Genomic DNA, 18,057 nt, shown 5'->3' on the forward strand with positions numbered 1-18,057 from the left:
TCACCCCTTCCCCGGCAGCGTCGGGAACAGCCCCGAGGGCCGCTCGTCGTCCCGCCAGGTGAACAGCTCCGTGCGGCCGTCCAGCATGCCCGGGCCGCCGTAGGTGTCGAGGCTGCACGTCGTCGCGATCCCCTCCAGGTCGTGCGCGCGACCGATCCCGGAGGTCGGGATCACGTACCGGTCGGCGTACTTCGCGACCGCCAGCAACCGGTACATCGACTCGATGGACTCCGCTGTCATCCCCACCCGCGACGGCCCCCGGGGGTCGTGGGGCTCGCCGAGGTTGATCGACCGCATGTGCGACCTCATCGCCGCCAACCGCCGCAACGCCAGCCGAACGGGTTCCTGGTCGCCCGCCGTGAACAGCCCGGCCAGGTAGTCCAGGGGGATGCGCAGCGTGTCGATGGCCCCGAACAGGTTCCCGGCGTCCTCGCCGTCGAAACCGGTGCCGGACAAGGCGTCCACGACCGGCGACAGCGGTGGCACGTACCAGACCATCGGCATGGTCCGGTACTCCGGGTGCAGCGGCAGCGCCACCCGGTGCCGCATGATCAGCTCGTACACCGGTGACCGCCGCGCCGCGGTGATCCAGTCGTGCGGGATCCCCGCCCGCTCCGCCGCCGCGGCGACCTCGGGGTCGTGCGGGTCGAGGAACACGCCGAGTTGCGCCTCGTAAAGCCCCTGTTCGTCCGGTGTGCTCGCCGCCGCCGTCACCCGGTCCGCGTCGTAGAGCATGACCCCGATGTACCGCAGCCGCCCGACGCACGTCTCCGCGCACACCGTCGGCTCCCCGACCTCGAGGCGCGGGTAGCAGAACGTGCACTTCTCCGCTTTGCCCGTCTTGTGGTTGAAGTACACCTTCTTGTACGGGCACCCCGAAACGCACATCCGCCAACCACGGCACTGGTCCTGGTCGACCAGCACGATCCCGTCCTCGGACCGCTTGTACATCGCGCCCGACGGGCACGACGCCACGCAGGACGGGTTCAGGCAGTGCTCGCAGATGCGCGGTAGGTAGAACATGAACGACTGCTCGTACGAGAACTTGACCTCACGCCCCAGTTTCCGCACCACCGGGTCGCCCGCCGCGTGCTCCGGACCGCCGCCGAGGCTGTCCTCCCAGTTGGGCCCGTACCGGACCTCCGTCGGCGCGCCCGTCACCGCCGACACCGGCCGCGCGGTCGGCACGTCGTCGCCCAGCGGCGCCTCGGTCAGGTTCCGGTAGTCATACGTCCACGGCTGGTAGTAATCGTCCAATTCGGGCAGATCGGGGTTGGCGAAGATGTTCAGGAGCTTCTTGAGCCGACCACCGGCCGCCGGTTTCAACCGGCCGCGCTTGAGCGCCCAGCCGCCCTTCCACTCGTCCTGGTCCTCGTACCGGCGCGGATAACCCTGCCCCGGCTTGGTCTCGACGTTGTTGAACCAGGCGTACTCCACACCGCCCCGGTTGGTCCACGTCTGCTTGCACGTGACCGAGCACGTGTGGCAGCCGATGCACTTGTCCAGGTTCATGACCATCGCCAGCTGCGCCATGACGCGCATCAGTAGTCCACCTCCTGCGAGCGGCGGCGCAGCACCGTGACCTCGTCGCGCTGGTTGCCGGTGGGGCCGTAGTAGTTGAGCGCGAAGCTGAGCTGCCCGTAGCCGCCGATCAGGTGCGTCGGCTTGATCTGCAAGCGGGTCAGGGAGTTGTGGATGCCACCGCGCTTGCCGGTGGTCTCGCTGCGCGGCACGTTCACCGTGCGTTCCTGCGCGTGGTAGAGGTACACGGTGCCGGTGGGCATCTTGTGCGACACGATCGCGCGGGCCACGACCACGCCGTTGCGGTTGACGGCCTCGATCCAGTCGTTGTCCGACACGCCGATCGCCGCCGCGTCGGCCGGGCTGATCCAGAACGCCGGGCCGCCACGGGACAGCGTCTGCATGATCGGGTTGTCCTGGTACTCGGAGTGGATGGACCACTTCGAGTGCGGCGTCAGGTACCGCACGGTGACCTCCGGGCCGTTGGGGCCGATCCGGGGTTCGCCGAAGAGCCGGTGCAGGTCCAGCGGCGGCCGGTAGACGGGGAGCTGCTCGCCGATCTCGGCGACCCAGTCGTGGTCGAGGTAGAAGTGCTGGCGCCCGGTGAGGGTGTGCCACGGTTTGAGGCGTTCGACGTTGATGGTGAACGGCGCGTACCGGCGACCGCCGGACTCGTCGCCGGACCACTCCGGGCTGGTGACCACCGGCGCGGGCCGCGAACGCGTGTCGGCGAACGTGACCCGGTGCGCGCGGTGGTGCTCGACCAGCGGCCGCAGCGGCTTGCCGACCCGCTCCTCCAGCCACCGGAATCCCTCGTCCGCGATCCGGCCGTTCGTGGTGCCGGACAGCGCCAGCACGGCGTCGGCGGCCTTGCGGTCGGTGTCCAGCAGCGGGCGGCCCGCCGCCGGGCCGGTGCGGGCGACGCCGTTGGACTCACCCAGCCAGGCCACTTCCGGGGCCACCTCCGCCGTCCACCCCTTGGTCGTGACGCCGAGCTTGTCGACGAGCGGACCGAGGGTGGACAGCTTCGCGGCGATGGCGGTGTGGTCGCGCTCGACGACGGTCAACACCGGGAACGTCCGCCCGGGAACGGGTTCGCAGTCGCCGTCCCGCCAATCCCGCACCACACCGCCGGGTTGCGCGATTTCGCCCGGGGTGTCGTGTTGCAGCGCGGTCGCCACGACGTCGCGCCGCGTGCCCAGGTGCGTCTCCGCCAGCTCGCTGAGCTTGCGCGCGATGGCGTGGAAGGCGTCGAAGTCGGTGCGGGCCTGCCAGGGCGGGTCCACGGCCGCGTTGAACGAGTGCACGAAGGGGTGCATGTCCGTGCTGGACAGGTCGTGCTTCTCGTACCAGGTCGCGGCGGGCAGCGTCACGTCGGCGAACAGTGTCGTGCTGGTCATCCGGAAGTCCAGCGCCAGCAGGAGATCCAGCTTCCCCTCCGGTGCCGCGTCCCGCCAGCGCACGTGCCGCGGCCGCTGCTCGGGCGGTGTCTCCTCGGCGCGCGGGTTCCCGTCGGCGCCGAGCAGGTGGCGCAGGAAGTACTCGTTGCCCTTGGCCGACGAACCCAGGAGGTTCGCCCGCCACACGGTCAGCACGCGCGGCCAGTTCGCCTCCGCGTCCGGGTCCTCGCAGGCGAACCCCAGCTCGCCGGAGCGGACCTGGTCGAGGACGTGCGCGACCGGGTCGCGGCCCGCCCGTTCCGCCTCGTCGGCCAGGTCGAGCGGGTTGCGGTCGAAGGTCGGGTACGACGGCATCCAGCCCAGCCGCGCCGAGTCGGCCAGGCAGTCGGCGACGCTGTCGCCCGCCAGCGCGCCCGCCGAACCCGGCCAGGTCAGGGCGTCGGTGGTGAGGCGGTCGTAGCGCCACTGGTCGGTGTGGGTGTACCAGTAGCCGGTGCCGATCATCTGCCGCGGCGGCCGCTGCCAGTCGAGGCCGCCCGCGAGGGTGGCCCAGCCGGTGAGCGGGCGGACCTTCTCCTGGCCGACGTAGTGCGCCCAACCGCCGCCGTTGCGGCCCTGGCAGCCGGTGAGCAGCAGCAGGGTCAGGAAGGCCCGGTAGACCAGGTCGGAGTGGAACCAGTGGTTCGTGCCCGCGCCCATGATGATCATGCAGCGGCCCTTCGAGCGGACCGCGGTGTCGGCGAACTCGCGGGCGATCCGGGTGATCCGGCCCGCGTCCACGCCGGTGAGCCGCTGCGCCCAGGCCGGGGTGCCGGGGGAGTCCGGGTCGTCGAAGCCGGTGGCCCAGGTGCCCGGCAGCCCGGGGCGGGACACGCCGCGCTGGGCCAGGAGCAGGTCGAACACCGTGGTCACCGCGCGTCCGGCGATCCGCCGCACGGGGACGCCCCTGGTCACCGCGTCGCCCCGGCCCTCGGGGTTGTCGAAGCGGGGGAGCAGGACCTCGGCGGTCTCGGACTGTCCGGTGTAGAGGGTCAGGCGGGGCGCGCGGCCCTCCAGGTCGAGGTTCCAGCGGCCGGGTTCGGCGGTCCAGCGGAAGCCGAGGGTGCCGTTGGGGGCGAAGGGCTCGTCGGTGGTCTTGTCCAGCAGGACCGGCTTCCACGGCCCGTCGGGGGACGTGTCGCCGAGGTCGGCGGCGGTGAGGAACTTGCCGGGGACCAGGGTGCCGTCGCGCTCGTCGAGGGAGACCAGGAAGGGCAGGTCGGTGAAGCGGGTGACGTAGTCGGTGAAGAACGGGACCTGGTCGTCGACGAAGCACTCCCGCAGCACGACGTGCGCCATCGCGATGGCGACGGCGGCGTCGGTGCCCGGGTGCGGTGCCAGCCACTCGTCGGCGAACTTGGTCGCGTCCGAGTAGTCCGGTGAGCACACCACGACCTTCTGGCCCCGGTAGCGCGCCTCGGCCATGAAGTGCGCGTCCGGGGTGCGGGTCACCGGGACGTTGGAACCCCACAGCACCAGGTACGCCGCGTCCCACCAGTCGGCGGACTCCGGCACGTCGGTCTGGTCGCCGAACACCTGCGGCGAGGCGGGCGGGAGGTCGGCGTACCAGTCGTAGAACGAGAGCATGGGCGCGCCGATCAGCGCCATGAACCGGGAACCGACCGCGTGCGACACCATCGACATGGCGGGGATCGGGGAGAACCCGGCGATCCGGTCGGGACCGTGGCGGCGCAGCGTGTGCACGTGCGCGGCGGCGACCATCTCCACCGCCTCGTCCCACGTGACCCGCACCAACCCGCCCCGGCCCCGGGCCCGGTGGTACGCGCGGCGCTTCATCGGATCATCCACAATAGACGCCCACGCGCCGACCGCGTCGTCGTGCGCCCGGCGGGCCTCGCGGTACATCTCCACCAGTACACCCCGCGCGTACGGGTAGCGCACGCGCAGCGGCGAATAGGAGTACCAGGAGAACGAAGCGCCGCGCGGGCAACCGCGTGGCTCGTACTCGGGGCGGTCCGGTCCGGTGGAGGGGTAGTCGACGTCCTGGGTCTCCCAGGTGATGATGCCGTCCTTCACGTAGACCTTCCACCGGCAGGACCCGGTGCAGTTGACCCCGTGCGTGGACGGCACGACCTTGTCGTGGCTCCAGCGGTCGCGGTAGAACGCGTCGCCTTCGCGACCGCCGCGGTGGTAGGCGGTGCGCAGGTCGGTCGAGACCTCGGCGGAGGTCAGGAACCGGCCCGCGGCGAGCGGCAGATCGCTCGCTCGATCCCCCGCGGACCCGATGTCCGCAATGCCCGGAAAAGCCGCGCACATACGTGTTCCTCCCCGACTAACGAGATCCGATGGCGCGAGTTGAACCTATTGAACTCTTCGAGAATACGCCAATCCAAGGGCGATGTGATCCACGACACGTCATTGCCATTCACTTTACTTGTCCATTTTGGACTGTTGGCTGCGAGCTTGGGATCAAGGATTGTGCCTGATCTCCAAAAGTTCACTCGATTCGGGGAAGTGGTGATTGTCCACCGTTCCCCTATGGTGAGAGAACCGACGAGAAAAGGATGGCCCGCCCATGAGCGCCGACGCGCGTTTGTTGGTACAGGCGGCGGTCTGGGGCGGTGGCGACAACCGCGTCGCGGTGCTGCTCGTCGAGGGGCGCGGCGGATCGGCTCCCGCGCTCACCGCCGCACTGCTCAACAGTGGCCTGGTCCTGGTCACGGAACTGGACCGGGTGGCGCTGCCCAGGGCTCGCGGGTGGCGGGTGCGGGTGGCCCGCGACCGCCGGGTCAGCGTCACGTGGCCGTTTCGCGGTCCATTGCTGCGCGCCGCCGACCTGGAGCTGCCCGGCGTTTGGCGCTGGGCCGCGCGGGAACGCGGTGCGGTGGTCCTGTTGGCCGGTTCGCGTTTAGGGCTCGCCGAATCGGACGCCGGGCGCAGACGGGAGTTGTTGCGCGTCGCGGCGGAGAGCGGAACCATCGCGGGCGCGGCCGTGCCATTTGTCGAATTTGATCACGGAAAAGAGGTGGCGTGATCGCGTTAACGGTGAATAGGACCTGAACGGGGATCGCGGGCGCCGCTGAGCGGTGTCCACAACCGCTCGTTGTGTGCGACGCGTGTCTTTTGTTTGACGCCGCCGCCCACCCGGGGCTGCAATGGGTGCACGACCCGTTCCGCGGCCACCCCGGGAGGTGCCGGTTGTCCTCGTTCGTCCACCTCCACGTGCACACCGAGTACTCGATGCTCGACGGTGCCGCGCGGGTCGGCCCGCTCGTCGAGGAGGTCACCAGGCTCGGCATGTCCTCCGTCGGCCTGACCGACCACGGCAACCTCTACGGCGCCGACGAGTTCTACCGGCGCACCACCGCCGCGGGCGTCACGCCGGTCATCGGGATCGAGGCGTACGTCGCGCCGTCGAGCAGGCACCACCGCAAGCCGGTCTTCTGGGGCGGTCGCGGCTCGGCGGGCGACGTGTCCGGCGGCGGCGCGTACACGCACCTGACGATGTTCGCCGAGAACGCCACCGGACTGCGCAACCTGTTCCGGCTGTCGTCACTGGCCAGCATGGAGGGCTTCTACCGCAAGCCGCGCGTCGACCGCGAGCTGCTCGCCGCGCACGCCGAGGGGATCATCGCCACCACGGGCTGCCCGTCGGGGGAGGTCCAGACCAGGCTGCGGCTCGGGCAGCGGGCGGAGGCGCTGCGGGCGGCGGCCGATTACCGGGACATCTTCGGCGCGGGCAACCTCTACCTCGAGCTGATGGACCACGGCCTGACGATCGAGCGCGCGGTCCGTGCCGACCTGCTGTCACTCGGCCGTGACCTCGGCCTGCCGCCGGTGGCCACCAACGACTCGCACTACGTGTCCCGCGAGCACGCCGACGCGCACGCCGCGCTGTTGTGCGTGCAGTCCGGCAAGACCCTCGACGACCCCACCCGCTTCCGCTTCGACGGCGACGGCTACCACCTCAAGCCCGCCGCCGAGATGCGCGCGTACTGGGACCCTGAGGTGCCCGGGGCCTGCGACAACACGCTGCGGATCGCCGAGCGGGTGCGGCCGTACGACGACGTGTGGCGGCACCGCGACCGGATGCCGGTGTACCGGGCACCCGAGGGGCACGACGTGGACTCGTGGTTGCGCGCCGAGGTCGAGCGCGGCCTGCGGTGGCGGCTGCCGGGCGGCGTGCCGCCCGAGTACACCGCTCGGGCGGCGTACGAGGTGGACGTCATCACCGGCAAGGGCTTCGCCGCGTACTTCCTCATCACCGCCGACCTGATGAACCACGCCCGCGAGGTCGGCATCCGGGTCGGCCCCGGCCGCGGCTCGGCCGCCGGGTCGCTGGTGGCCTACGCCCTGGGCGTCACCAACCTCGACCCGATCGCGCACGGCCTGCTGTTCGAGCGGTTCCTCAACCCCGAGCGCACCTCGATGCCCGACATCGACATGGACTTCGACGACCGCCGTCGCGGCGAGATGGTCCGCTACGCCACCGAGCGCTACGGCGCCGACCGGGTCGCCCAGGTCATCACCTTCGGCCGGATCAAGACCAAGGCGGCGATCAAGGACGCCGCGCGCGTGCGCCTCGGGCAGCCCGGGTACGCGGTGGCCGACCGGATCACCAAGGCGCTGCCGCCGCCGGTCGCCGCGCGGGACATCCCGCTGCGGGGGATCACCGACCCGACCCACGAGCGGTACCCGGAGGCGGCGGAGGTGCGGGCGCTGATCGGGGCGGACAGCGCGGTCGCGGGGATCGTGGAGACCGCGCGCGGCCTGGAGGGCCTGGTCCGCAACGCCGGGGTGCACGCCTGCGCGGTGATCATGTCCGCCGAACCGCTGCTCGACGTGATCCCGCTGTGGCGGCGCGACGACGGCGCCGTGATCACCGGGTGGGACTACCCGTCGTGCGAGTCCATCGGCCTGCTGAAGATGGATTTCCTCGGCCTCCGCAACCTGACCGTGATCGGCGACGCCATCGCGAACGTCGAGGCCAACCGGGGCGAGACCATCGACCTCGACACCCTGCGCACCGACGACCCCCGAACCTACGAATTGCTCGCCCGCGGCGATTCCCTCGGCGTGTTCCAATTGGACGGCGGCCCCATGCGCGACCTGCTGCGGCGACTGCGGCCGACGGGTTTCGAGGACATCACCGCCGTCAACGCGCTCTACCGGCCGGGCCCGATGGCCATGAACACCCACAACAACTACGCGGACCGGAAGAACGGCAGGCAGGCCGTCGAACCGATCCACCCCGAGCTGGCCGACCCCTTGGCCGACATCCTCGCCGAGACCCACGGACTGGTCGTGTACCAGGAACAGATCATGCAGATCGCCCAACGCGTCGCGGGTTTCTCCATGGGCCGCGCCGACGTCCTGCGCCGGGCGATGGGCAAGAAGAAGAAAGAGGTGCTGGAAGAGGAGTTCACCGGCTTCCGCGACGGCATGCGCGCGGCGGGTTTCTCCGAAGGCGCGACCCGGTCACTCTGGGACACGATCCTCCCGTTCGCGGGCTACGCCTTCAACAAGTCCCACGCGGCGGGCTACGCGCTGGTCGGTTACTGGACGGCGTACCTGAAGGCGAACTACCAGCCGGAGTACATGGCCGCGCTGCTGACCTCGGTGTCGGGCAACAAGGACAAGTCGGCGGTCTACCTGGCCGAGTGCCGCGCCCTCGGTATCCGGGTGCTCCCGCCGGACGTCAACGAATCCGCACCCCACTTCGCCGCCGTCGGCCCCGACATCCGGTTCGGCCTGGGCGCGATCCGCAACGTCGGCCTCCCCGCCGTGGAGTCGATCATCGCGACCCGCCGCTCCCAAGGCCCCGCCACCTCGTTCGCCGACTTCCTGACCAAGTCAGAACTGTTGTGCTGCAACAAGAGACTGGTCGAGTCATTGCTGAAATCCGGCGCCTTCGACTCTTTCGGTCACACCCGGCGTGGGTTGTCGATGGTCCACGAGGAGGCGGTCGACGCGATCGTCGCCTTGAAGCGACGGGAGGCCGAGGGGCAGTTCGACCTGTTCGTGGCGGAGTCGCCGTTGGCCCACCTGCGGATCGACCCGGAGGAGTGGCCTCGTGATCGGCTGCTCGCCCAGGAACGGGAGATGCTGGGCCTATACGTGTCCGGGCACCCCCTGGACGGTGCCGAGTCCGTCCTCCGCCGAGCGGCACCTCGATCATTGGGCACGGTGCTCGCCGACCCGCCCAGATCCGGAGACCTGGTCATCGCGGGCCTGCTGTCCTCCGTGGAGCGAAAGGTGACCAGAAAGGGCGAACCCTGGGCGGTTGCCGTCCTGGAGGACTTGGACGGTAGCGCGGAGGTGTTGTTCTTCCCCCGCTGCTACGCGGCCGTCGCCGCCGACCTGGTGGAGGACACTGCGGTCGCCATCAAAGCTCGCCCGAACCGCCGCGAGGACAAGATCTCCTTCTTCGCCGCCGACCTGGCCCCCTTGGCACTCGAACCGCCACTAATCCTCGAACTGGCTACAATGGACACCCGGAGCGTCCTCCAACTCCGCTCAACCCTCCGAGCCCACCAGGGCCACACCCCGGTCCACGTCCACCTCACCACGGGAACGCGCCCCATCCCACTGGCCTTGGACGACTTCCCAGTGGCGGTGACCCCGGCACTCTTGGTCGAACTCCGCTCCGTAGAGGGCATCCGCATCCACCACCGGCGCTGACCGAACGGCTATTCGGAGACCACCGCACCCCGCAGCCCGCATCGCAGGACTTCCCAACCGTTCCAGGGGACCGTGCGCCCTCGACGGTCGTAATGCGCCCCACAGTTCTCCAGCCAGGCGGCGAGCGCGTCCAGGTAGTCGGGGAGGGTGAGGGTGTCCCAGTTCGCAGGCGACCCATCGGACCACTCCGCGCGCAACGCCCGGATCGCGGCAACCCGCCGGCCCCTGTGTCGGATGGCGGAGGCTGAGGGGCAGCCGAGAACGCCGCAGTCGTCATCGGGTCGGCGATCCCGTGCTCGAAGGCGTAGTGGAAGCGCACGTAGTGCATGCGCTCGAACACGTCGTAGGAGTCCCGACCCAACCGCACCGGCTGGTCACACCGACCACAGATCAGACCACCACTGTCCTCAGCCACCAGCACACCATCGCAGCCCACCCCGCAGACCCCGAGCCGTTTTCACACACGCGCCCCCGCTCGGGCCGGGTTGTCCACAGCCTTGATCATCTTCGCTCGGAATTGTCGGACCCCCTCGCTAGAATGGATATTGGGGCCGGAGGCACGCGTTGATCATCTTGCCGCCCTTCCTGCCCAGGCACACCACCCACCCCGGGAACCTGCGCCCGAATCCCAGGCACACCCAACGCACTTCCCTCCGAGCCACCCCCCCCGCGACCGCCGCAGAAGCCCAACCCACCACTCAACGCAACGTGCTCCCGCCACCCAGTCCAGCAATTTCGTTCCTCCTCGCACCCACCCCTCAACCGCCGCTTGAGCCCAGCCCCCCACAGAACGCGACGCGCCCCCACCATTCGCCTTGATTGGGTGGACTTGCTTTGCGTGGGGGGACGAGCCTGCCAAGCTTTCCGGCGGGTGGGGTGGGCTTGCCCATCCCCACCGCTCTTCCTCACCGCAGGCTCGTAGGGGCCCCGCGCAAAGCAAGTTCGCCCAATCGAGGCCTCCCAGCTTTTCCGCGAACAGCCGGACCGATCAACCCGGCCACGACCCCGACCGGCACCCCGCAGACCACAAGATGATCAACGCACGCCTCCGGCCCCCACTATCCATCCTAGCCAGGGCGAGCGACAGAACCGGAAGATCAACAGCGAGCCTGTGGACAACTCGAGGGCAACCAGCGGCATCCCGATCGGCCGCCCCGCTCGCCCCCGCGAACCCGACGAGGGCGGTGTCGGCGAGGAGGCGGTGGGCGGCGACGATCCAGCGATGATCAAGTCCAGGCCTCCGGCCCCCGGTATCCATTCTAGTGATGGGGACCGACAGTTCCGAGCGAAGACGATCAAGCCTGTGGACAAGTGTTGGTGGGGCGGGGAGGCCGGCCACGCGGTAGCAGGCAGTCGGACGACGAGAGGCTTGACCAACGCGCGGGATCCAGCGAGGTGCAAGGCGAGATCCGGTCGGCGAGCTGGAGAGGTGCCAGGAGCCTTCTAAGCTCTTGGTCGCAGGCTCGAGTCCCGTCTGGGAGTGGGATCGGAGCGTGGGTCCGGGCCGGTACGCAGCGGCAACGGCCATGCCGAACGATCCACGCTGGATGCCCGAGTTGTCCACAGGCTTGATCGTCTTCTCCGAGGAGTGTCGGTAGGCCCCGGTAGAATGGACATCGGGGGCCGGAGGCGCACCTTGATCATCGCCGCCAACCCGATCCCCACTGCTCAACGGCGCAGGAACTCGCGATCAGCGGTGGGCAGCCACACCTCCGCCGGGTTGTACGGCCGGAACCGCGTCCGCACGTGCGTGATCAGCCGAGGCAGCGCGGTGTGCGGGTTGCGCCGGTGCCACAGCAGCGACCACGGATACGCCGGTCTCGGCGGCGCCACCGCCAGCCGGACCACGCCGGGATGGGTCGGGACCTGGCAGCGCTCGCCGATGAAGCCGATGCGGTCGGTGGTCGTGCCGATCTCGCGGACGAAGTGCTCGTACCCGAAGTCCGGGCCGGTCGTGTCGATCCGCATGCCGAAGGCCGCGCCCGCCGCGTCCCAGAAGTCGGCCCATTCGCTGTTGGGGGCGTTGCCGGGCATCCACGCGGTGGCGCCCGCCAGCTCCGTCATGGTGACCCGCTTGCGCCCGGCCAGCGGGTGCCGCGCGCCGACCAGCACCACGGCGGGTTCGAGGAACGCCGGGATGCTCGCCAACCCGTCGTCGGCCAAGGGGCTGGTGACCCGGGCGAAGGCGGCGTCGACGGTGCCCGCCTTGAGGGTGGCGCGGGCCGCGCGCAGGCCGTTGGAGGTCACCACGTCGACGGACAGGCCGGTCGTGGTGGCGTAGAAGTCGCGGATCAGCTCGGCGCCCATGAGCCGGGTGTCGAGCACGTCGACGCGCAGGGGGCGGCCGTTGCGCAGCGAGCGGGTGGCGCGGTCGGCGGTCGCCAGCAGGGCGCGGGCGTGCGGCAGGAACACCTCGCCGTCCGGGGTGAGGTGGGTTCCGGAGCGGTGGCGCGCCAACAGGACCGCGCCCAGGTCGCTCTCCAGCTTGGCGACCCGCTTGGAGACCGCCTGCTGGGTGATGCCCATGTCCACCGCCGCGTCCCCGAAGTGCCGGTTGTCCGCCACCGCGACGAAGGCCCGCACCGCGCCGAGATCCAGCTCTGCCACCCGCGCAGCCTACCGCGCCGACCCGCTATTCCACTGTGGACTGTGTCAACCAGGCGCGCAGCGCGACGGCGAGGTCGCCGACGGTGTCCGCGCGGGCCGTCCCGTGCGCGGTGAAGTACGCGATCACCGCCGCCGCGGCGGGGGAGTCGCGGTCGCAGCGCGGGCAGAGCCCGACGGTCCGCGAGCCGGTGACCCGGTGCCCGTCCGCGCGGGCGAACGAGTGCGGGACGCGGGCCGCGCACACCAGCTCGCCCGCGCACCGGTGGCACGTCAGGTCCGAAACCAAATCCACTTCGCATTCACCGTTCATAGTGCCGCGCAGTCGACCGCGGGCCCGGCGCCGCCGTCCAACAAGCGACACGCGCCGCGCACAACCCACCGTTGTCCCTCACCCGGGTGGGTGGGTCACGATCGTGGGGTCGACGCGCGTCCCGGCGTCCGCGCAGAATCGGAGTCTGTCCGCACGCGACACCGAGGAAACGGAGAACAACCAACATGCGCGGCATCCCGGCACTCCTCGCAGGCGCCACCGCACTGGCCGCGAGCGTGGTGTCCCCCCAACCCGCCGCGGCCGCTGTCGGCGACTTCAGCTACTACACGACCGCGGGTCAGGTCACCCTGATCGACCCCCCGGACGGCTCCTGCGACCCGCTCCAGGACCTGTGGCTCGGCCAGATCATCGAGAACAACACCAACTCGACGGCCCTGCTCTACTCCGTCCCCAGCTGCGCGGGCAGCCCCCAGGTCATCCCACCCAACGGCTGGCTCCGCACCTACCGCCCCGTCCGCGCCGTCCTCTTCGTCCCATCCTGACCCCGCGGGTCGCCGCTCACGCTTCCCTGTCGGATCCGCCGGAGATCGACGCCTTCCCCCTAGTGGACGGCCACCTTGCGCTGATCGCCCACGAATAACGCTGAGATGGCCCCCGCGCGCAGCCCGCGGGACATGATGGGGCGTGGCGTTTACGCGGTGGCGCGGAGCGAGCGGGCGCGGGTGGATTTCACCCTGGACGTGGCCGAGGTGCAGTCGTTGCGGCGGGAGGTCGTGACGCGGACGGCGGTGGCCAGCGGGCTCGTCGTGGTGGAGGTCGTGGGGCTGGTGCTGGGGGCGGCGCTGGTCGAGCGGGCGCCCGGGGTGCTGGTCGGGTTGGCGGTGGTGTCGAGTTGTTTGTGGCTGCTCTGGCTCGACCACGCGATTCACGCGCAGAAGGTGATGGCCTACCTTGAGGCCGAGCTGGCGCCCCGACTGAGCCAAGTCGCCGGGCGGCCGGTGCTGGGGTGGGAGAGCTACCGGTACCAGCTCGACGGCTCCGGCTCCGCCCGAACCCCCCGCTCACCCGACGGCCGGGGCATCGAGCACACCTTGCGGCCCGAGTGGCACAGCCAAGTGCTGTTCGGCCTCGCGCCGCTCGCGCTCGGGGCCACCTACGCGGTCACGAGCCACAACGGCTCGATGTGGCTGGCGGGCCTCGGTGCGTAGGCAGTGGTGTGGATACTCGCGCTCGTGCGATTCCGCGACTACCTCAACAACGCCCGCGCGGTCCGGAGAGCCATCGTCGCCGCGGCGGTGTGCGGGCCGGTAGCCAAGGATGTGTCCAATAAGGACTGATGTGGCGGTCGAGCAGCAACGACCGCACGCCGAGCCGACGCCGGGCCTGGTTGTCGGACAGGGAATCGACGATGACGGCGGCGCCCAACCACCGGGCGCCCGCCGCGGTGACCAGGCTGTGCGCGCCCGCCGCCTGGCCGCCCGTCGCGATCCAGTCGTCCACCAGCAGCACGCGGTCCGCCGGTCCCACGAGTCGCCGGGGGAAGCCGAGGTGTAGTTGGCGGTCGCGGTAATCCGGTGGCGTCGTGCACCGGTACCAGGCGTCGCTGTCGCTGAGTTGCCTCGGGTCTTTGCGCACCTCGACGAATCCGATACCCAGCGCCGCCGCCACGAGGGGGCCGATGATGAACCCCCGGGACTGCAACCCGAGCACCACGGTCGGCTCGGTGTCGGCGAACAGGCCCGCCAGCGCCGGGCCGAGGTCGCGCAGCAGGTCGGGGTCGCGCCACCAGCCGGTGAGGTCGGCGAAGACGGAGTCGTCGGTCCGGTCACCGCGCCAGGCGAACCGGTCGCGCAGGCGCGTTCGAAGCTCAGGTGACACCGGGCCAGGGTGCTGCGGCGGGCCTGGTAGGTCAACCGAGTTCGCGGTGGGTACAGCGAGAGGGCGTCCCCGGGCATTGACGGCGCCGGTCGCCGGACCCTAGCGTCGTCACCCTCGGTGAGGAGGGGCGCGGTGGTGGCTGGCTGGTGGGACCTCGACGGGGCCGAACGCGCCCGGCGGGTGGGCGAGGCGGCGGCGCAGGCCCGTGGCTCGGCGCACGGCGACTGGATCGAGGTGGCCAAGGACCTCGCGCCGGGGGAGGGGGTCCTCGCGGGAATCCCCTTCTCGGTCAAGGACAACATCGACGTCCGGGGATTCCCGACCACGGCCGGGAGCAGGCTGATCGACGATTCCCCCGCGGCCGTCGACGCCGCCGTGGTCAGCGCTTTGCGGGACGCGGGCGCGGTTGTGCTGGGCAAGACCAACCTGCACGAGCTGGCGTTCGGCATCACCAGCAACAACGCGGCGTTCGGGCCGGTGCGCAACCCCGCCGACCCGACGCGGTCGGCGGGCGGGTCCAGCGGCGGCAGCGCGGTGGGCGTGGCGCTGGGCGTCGTGCCGTTCGCGCTGGGGACCGACACCGGCGGATCGGTGACGATTCCCGCCGCCTACTGCGGTGTCGTCGGGTTCCGCCCGACGACCGGTCGGTACCCCGGTGACGGTGTGGTGAACCTGTCGACCAGCCGCGACACCATCGGCATCCACGCCCACGCCGTCCTCGACGTCCGCGTCCTCGACGAGATCATCACCGGCGACCGCGGCGCTCCGGCGTCCCTGGAGGGGCTGCGCATCGGCCTGCCCCGGCACCGGTTCCTCGACCTGGAACCGGAAATCGCCGACCGCGCCGCGACCGCGGTGGCCGCTCTGGAACGCGCTGGTGCCGTGCTGGTCGACGTCGAGCTCGACGACGACGTCTCCGGCGACGACCTCGTCTTCCACGAAACGCCGCGCCTGCTCGCCCGCCGCACCGGGATCGCCCCCGCGAAGTGGCCCAAACACATCGCGTCCCCCGACGTCCGCGCCATCATCGCGCGCATCCTCGACTCGCCGATCACCGCGGACGCCTACGAAGCCGCCCGCGCCGCCCGCTGGCGCCTCCGCCGCGACTACTCCGACCTCTTCGACCAGGTGGACCTGCTCGCCTACCCCACCTCCCCGGTGCTCCCGCCCCTTCTCGGCCAAGACGACACCATCACCCTGAACGGCCGCGAACTCCCCGTTTTCCCCACTGTCACCCGCAATGTCAGCCCCGGAACCGTCGCGGGTCTGCCCATGATCTCCCTGCCCGTCTCCGCGACCGCAGGCATCTGCCTCGAATCCCGACCGTTCACCGATGCCCGCCTCCTCGGTGTCGCCGAGGTGGTGCAGTCGCTGCTTTCCTAGGCGCGCAAACCGATCCGGCTCAGCACAGCTCGAAGCGACTCCACCGGGCTGTCCACTCCGGCCTGTGTGCGCCACGCGACGAAACCGTCGGGGCGGACAAGGACGGCGCCGGACGGGGTCACGCCGTAGGTGGCGGACCAGTCCGGGATCGGCGGTTGGTGGATCTGGAGCCGCAGGGACTCGGCTGCTTCCCACCAGGGTGCTGCGTCGGGGCCGACGACGAGGGTGAACCCCGGGCCGTAGTGGTCCAGAGTGGACTCTCCGTGGCCGAGGTTCACGTGCGGGGCGCGGGTTCCGGGGGTCGCGGTGAGGTGGTGCGGGTCCAGGAATGGTGTGTCCGTCGCGGATCGTTCCTCGATGACAGCGGCCGAGTGGTAGCGGTAGCCGAACATGACGGCGTTGTCGTCGTGGATCCGGGGCTCGGTGTCGCCGTCGAACCACCGGCGCAGGCGGGCCAGCGCCTGGTCCATGGTGTGCAGGGCGACCGGGCGGCGTTCCTGCTCGTAGGTGTCCAGCAGGGCCGGGTCGGCCTCGCCGCGCAGGACCGCGGCGAGCTTCCACGCGAGGTTGTGCGCGTCGTGGATGCCGGTGTTGCCGCCGAAGCCGCCGGTCGGGGGCATGACGTGGGCGGCGTCGCCGACCAGGAACACGCGCCCTTCGCGGAAGCGGTCGGCGACCAGGGCAGCCGACTGCCAGGGCAGGGCGTCGACGAGGTCGACCTGCGCGTCAGCGCGGCCCAGTGCGGCTTTGATCAACTCGACGCATCGGTGCTCCGGTAACCCTTGGCTGTCGCACGGCACGGTCATCATCCACAGTCCGTTGGCGCGCGGGATCAACGTTGCGCCGGTGTCCGTGATGATGCACGCCGTGACCTGCCTGCCGCGCAGTTGCGGCGCCACGTCCGTCTTGAACAGCACGCTCATCCGGTGCTCCAGCACGCCTGGGCCGCTACGCCCGATGCGCAACGTGTCCCGGATCCGGCTTCGCGTGCCGTCGGCGGCGACGAGGTAGCGGGCGTGCACGGTGTGGCGCGCACCGTTGCTCCGGTCCTCGACGACCGCGCGCACCCCGTCGGCGTCCTGCTGCCACTGGATGAGTTCGGTGCCGAAGCGCGTCTCGGCACCGGCCCGGACGGCGTGGTCGCGCAGGACCGGTTCGAGCTGGTCCTGGTCGCAGGTCGTGTGGGTGCTCGGGCTGAACGCGGAGATGTCCGCGTCCCACGGCGTCGGCAGCCAGTTCACCTCGTCCGCGGCGAAGTTCGCCGCGCGGCCGACACCGCCGAGGCGCTGGTGCTCGGTCGCGGCCCCGGCGATGGCGGACTCGGCACCCGCGCTCCGGTACAGCTCCATCGACCGCGCGGAGACGCCGCGGAAGCGGAAGTGCCGGGACGTGTCCGGGTGCCGTTCGACCACCAGGCAGGCGACGCCGTGGTGGCTGAGGAACACGGCGGTGGACAGGCCGTTGAGGCTGCCGCCCACCACCAGGACGTCGGTCGTGAGTTCCACCGTTCCCCCTTAGTTCATTGCTATGAATCATTCACTGCCATGAACTATACACGGTGGCCTATCGTTGTGCGCATGACCGCTTTCCTGCTCGCCCAGCTCGGCGCCCACGCGGCCGACCGCTTCGCCGAGCGCATCGCGCCGCTGGACCTGGCGCCGCGGCACGTGGGCCTGTTGCGCTGGATCGCGGCCCACCCGGGTGCGAGCCAGCGGGAGATCGCCGCGGCCTTCGGCGTGCAGCCGAGCCGCGTCGTCGTGCTGGTCGACGAGTTGGAGCGGCGGGATCTCGTGCAGCGGCACCAGGACCCGGGGGATCGGCGGAGTCGGAGCGTGCGGCTCACGGAGCGGGGGGAGCGGATGCTGGCCGAGGTGGGGCGGGTGTTCCTCGCGCACCAAGCGGACCTGCTCGCGGCGCTGACCGAGGAGGAGAGCGCGGTGCTGGGGGAGTTGCTGGGGAAGGTGGCGGCGGCGCGGGGGCTGACCGACGGGGTGCACCCGGGGCACGCGGCGGCCGACTCCGGGGCGTGAGTAGATCTTGGTGACGCCTCCGGCCCCCGGAATCCATGCTACTGGGAGGGGCCGACAGTCCGGAACGAAGACGATCAAGCCTGTGGACAACTCGGGTCCGAGCCGAGCCGAGCTGGGTCGAGCCGGGTCGAGTTGAGTTGAGCCGAGTTGAGCCGAGTTGAGTTGAGCGGCGCAGGGGCGGTCTGGCCGGGCCGGGCCGAGTTGAGCTGGGCGGGGCAGGGCAGGGCAGGGCCGAGTCAAGTTGAGCTGGGCTGGGCAGGGCAGGGCAGAGTCGGGCCGGGCCGAG

General features: G+C 70.7%; 12 protein-coding genes. 6 read left to right on the forward strand and 6 right to left on the reverse strand.

What is annotated here, in order from left to right:
• Together narH and V5P93_RS14965 are read right to left on the reverse strand one after the other, a co-directional pair.
• On the reverse strand, positions 1-1,542 hold the full coding sequence (gene narH, locus V5P93_RS14960) for a nitrate reductase subunit beta (RefSeq protein ID WP_104476101.1): 1,542 nt from the start codon (positions 1,540-1,542) through the stop codon (positions 1-3).
• Entirely contained in the window at positions 1,542-5,237 is a 3,696-nt protein-coding gene (locus tag V5P93_RS14965; RefSeq protein WP_181043261.1) for a nitrate reductase subunit alpha, read from the reverse strand. Before V5P93_RS14965 ends, narH begins: the two co-directional genes overlap by 1 nt.
• Positions 5,238-5,496: 259 nt before the next feature.
• Here V5P93_RS14965 and V5P93_RS14970 point away from each other — a divergent pair, with 259 nt between their 5' ends.
• Entirely contained in the window at positions 5,497-5,955 is a 459-nt protein-coding gene (locus V5P93_RS14970) for a hypothetical protein (RefSeq protein WP_104476103.1), read from the forward strand.
• Positions 5,956-6,119: 164 nt separating this feature from the next.
• Positions 6,120-9,602 (forward strand): DNA polymerase III subunit alpha, encoded by a 3,483-nt coding sequence (gene dnaE / locus V5P93_RS14975; RefSeq protein WP_104476104.1) that lies wholly within the window; start codon positions 6,120-6,122, stop codon positions 9,600-9,602.
• Between the two features lie 1,668 nt (positions 9,603-11,270).
• Here dnaE and V5P93_RS14980 read toward each other — a convergent pair.
• Both V5P93_RS14980 and V5P93_RS14985 read right to left on the reverse strand, forming a co-directional pair.
• Positions 11,271-12,209 carry a LysR family transcriptional regulator gene (locus V5P93_RS14980; RefSeq protein ID WP_245930936.1) on the reverse strand — a complete coding sequence of 313 codons (939 nt, stop codon included), beginning with the start codon at positions 12,207-12,209 and terminating at the stop codon, positions 11,271-11,273.
• Between the two features lie 25 nt (positions 12,210-12,234).
• Positions 12,235-12,501 (reverse strand): DUF6300 family protein, encoded by a 267-nt coding sequence (locus V5P93_RS14985; protein WP_104476106.1) that lies wholly within the window; start codon positions 12,499-12,501, stop codon positions 12,235-12,237.
• Between the two features lie 203 nt (positions 12,502-12,704).
• Between V5P93_RS14985 and V5P93_RS14990 the strand changes: the two genes are divergently transcribed.
• Together V5P93_RS14990 and V5P93_RS14995 are read left to right on the forward strand one after the other, a co-directional pair.
• On the forward strand, positions 12,705-13,022 hold the full coding sequence (locus V5P93_RS14990; RefSeq protein WP_104476108.1) for a hypothetical protein: 318 nt from the start codon (positions 12,705-12,707) through the stop codon (positions 13,020-13,022).
• A gap of 156 nt (positions 13,023-13,178) precedes the next feature.
• Positions 13,179-13,688, forward strand: coding sequence for a hypothetical protein (locus tag V5P93_RS14995; RefSeq protein ID WP_146107885.1), 510 nt, complete (start codon positions 13,179-13,181; stop codon positions 13,686-13,688).
• A 43-nt stretch (positions 13,689-13,731) separates the two neighbouring features.
• Here V5P93_RS14995 and V5P93_RS15000 read toward each other — a convergent pair whose 3' ends face one another.
• The gene (locus tag V5P93_RS15000) at positions 13,732-14,358 is read right to left on the reverse strand and encodes a phosphoribosyltransferase family protein (protein ID WP_104476111.1); all 627 of its coding nucleotides are present in this window, start codon (positions 14,356-14,358) and stop codon (positions 13,732-13,734) included.
• A gap of 135 nt (positions 14,359-14,493) precedes the next feature.
• Between V5P93_RS15000 and V5P93_RS15005 the strand changes: the two genes are divergently transcribed.
• Positions 14,494-15,741, forward strand: a complete 1,248-nt coding sequence (locus tag V5P93_RS15005; RefSeq protein ID WP_245930938.1) for an amidase family protein — start codon at positions 14,494-14,496, stop codon at positions 15,739-15,741.
• Here the strand turns inward: V5P93_RS15005 and V5P93_RS15010 are convergent.
• Positions 15,738-17,246 (reverse strand): FAD-dependent monooxygenase, encoded by a 1,509-nt coding sequence (locus V5P93_RS15010; protein ID WP_104476114.1) that lies wholly within the window; start codon positions 17,244-17,246, stop codon positions 15,738-15,740. The genes V5P93_RS15005 and V5P93_RS15010 overlap by 4 nt on opposite strands.
• 72 nt (positions 17,247-17,318) lie before the next feature.
• Here V5P93_RS15010 and V5P93_RS15015 point away from each other — a divergent pair, with 72 nt between their 5' ends.
• Positions 17,319-17,771 carry a MarR family winged helix-turn-helix transcriptional regulator gene (locus V5P93_RS15015; protein WP_245930940.1) on the forward strand — a complete coding sequence of 151 codons (453 nt, stop codon included), beginning with the start codon at positions 17,319-17,321 and terminating at the stop codon, positions 17,769-17,771.
• Positions 17,772-18,057: the final 286 nt, after the last annotated feature.

Origin of the sequence: Actinokineospora auranticolor (assembly GCF_041897805.1) — a bacterium.
Classification (GTDB): domain Bacteria; phylum Actinomycetota; class Actinomycetes; order Mycobacteriales; family Pseudonocardiaceae; genus Actinokineospora; species Actinokineospora auranticolor.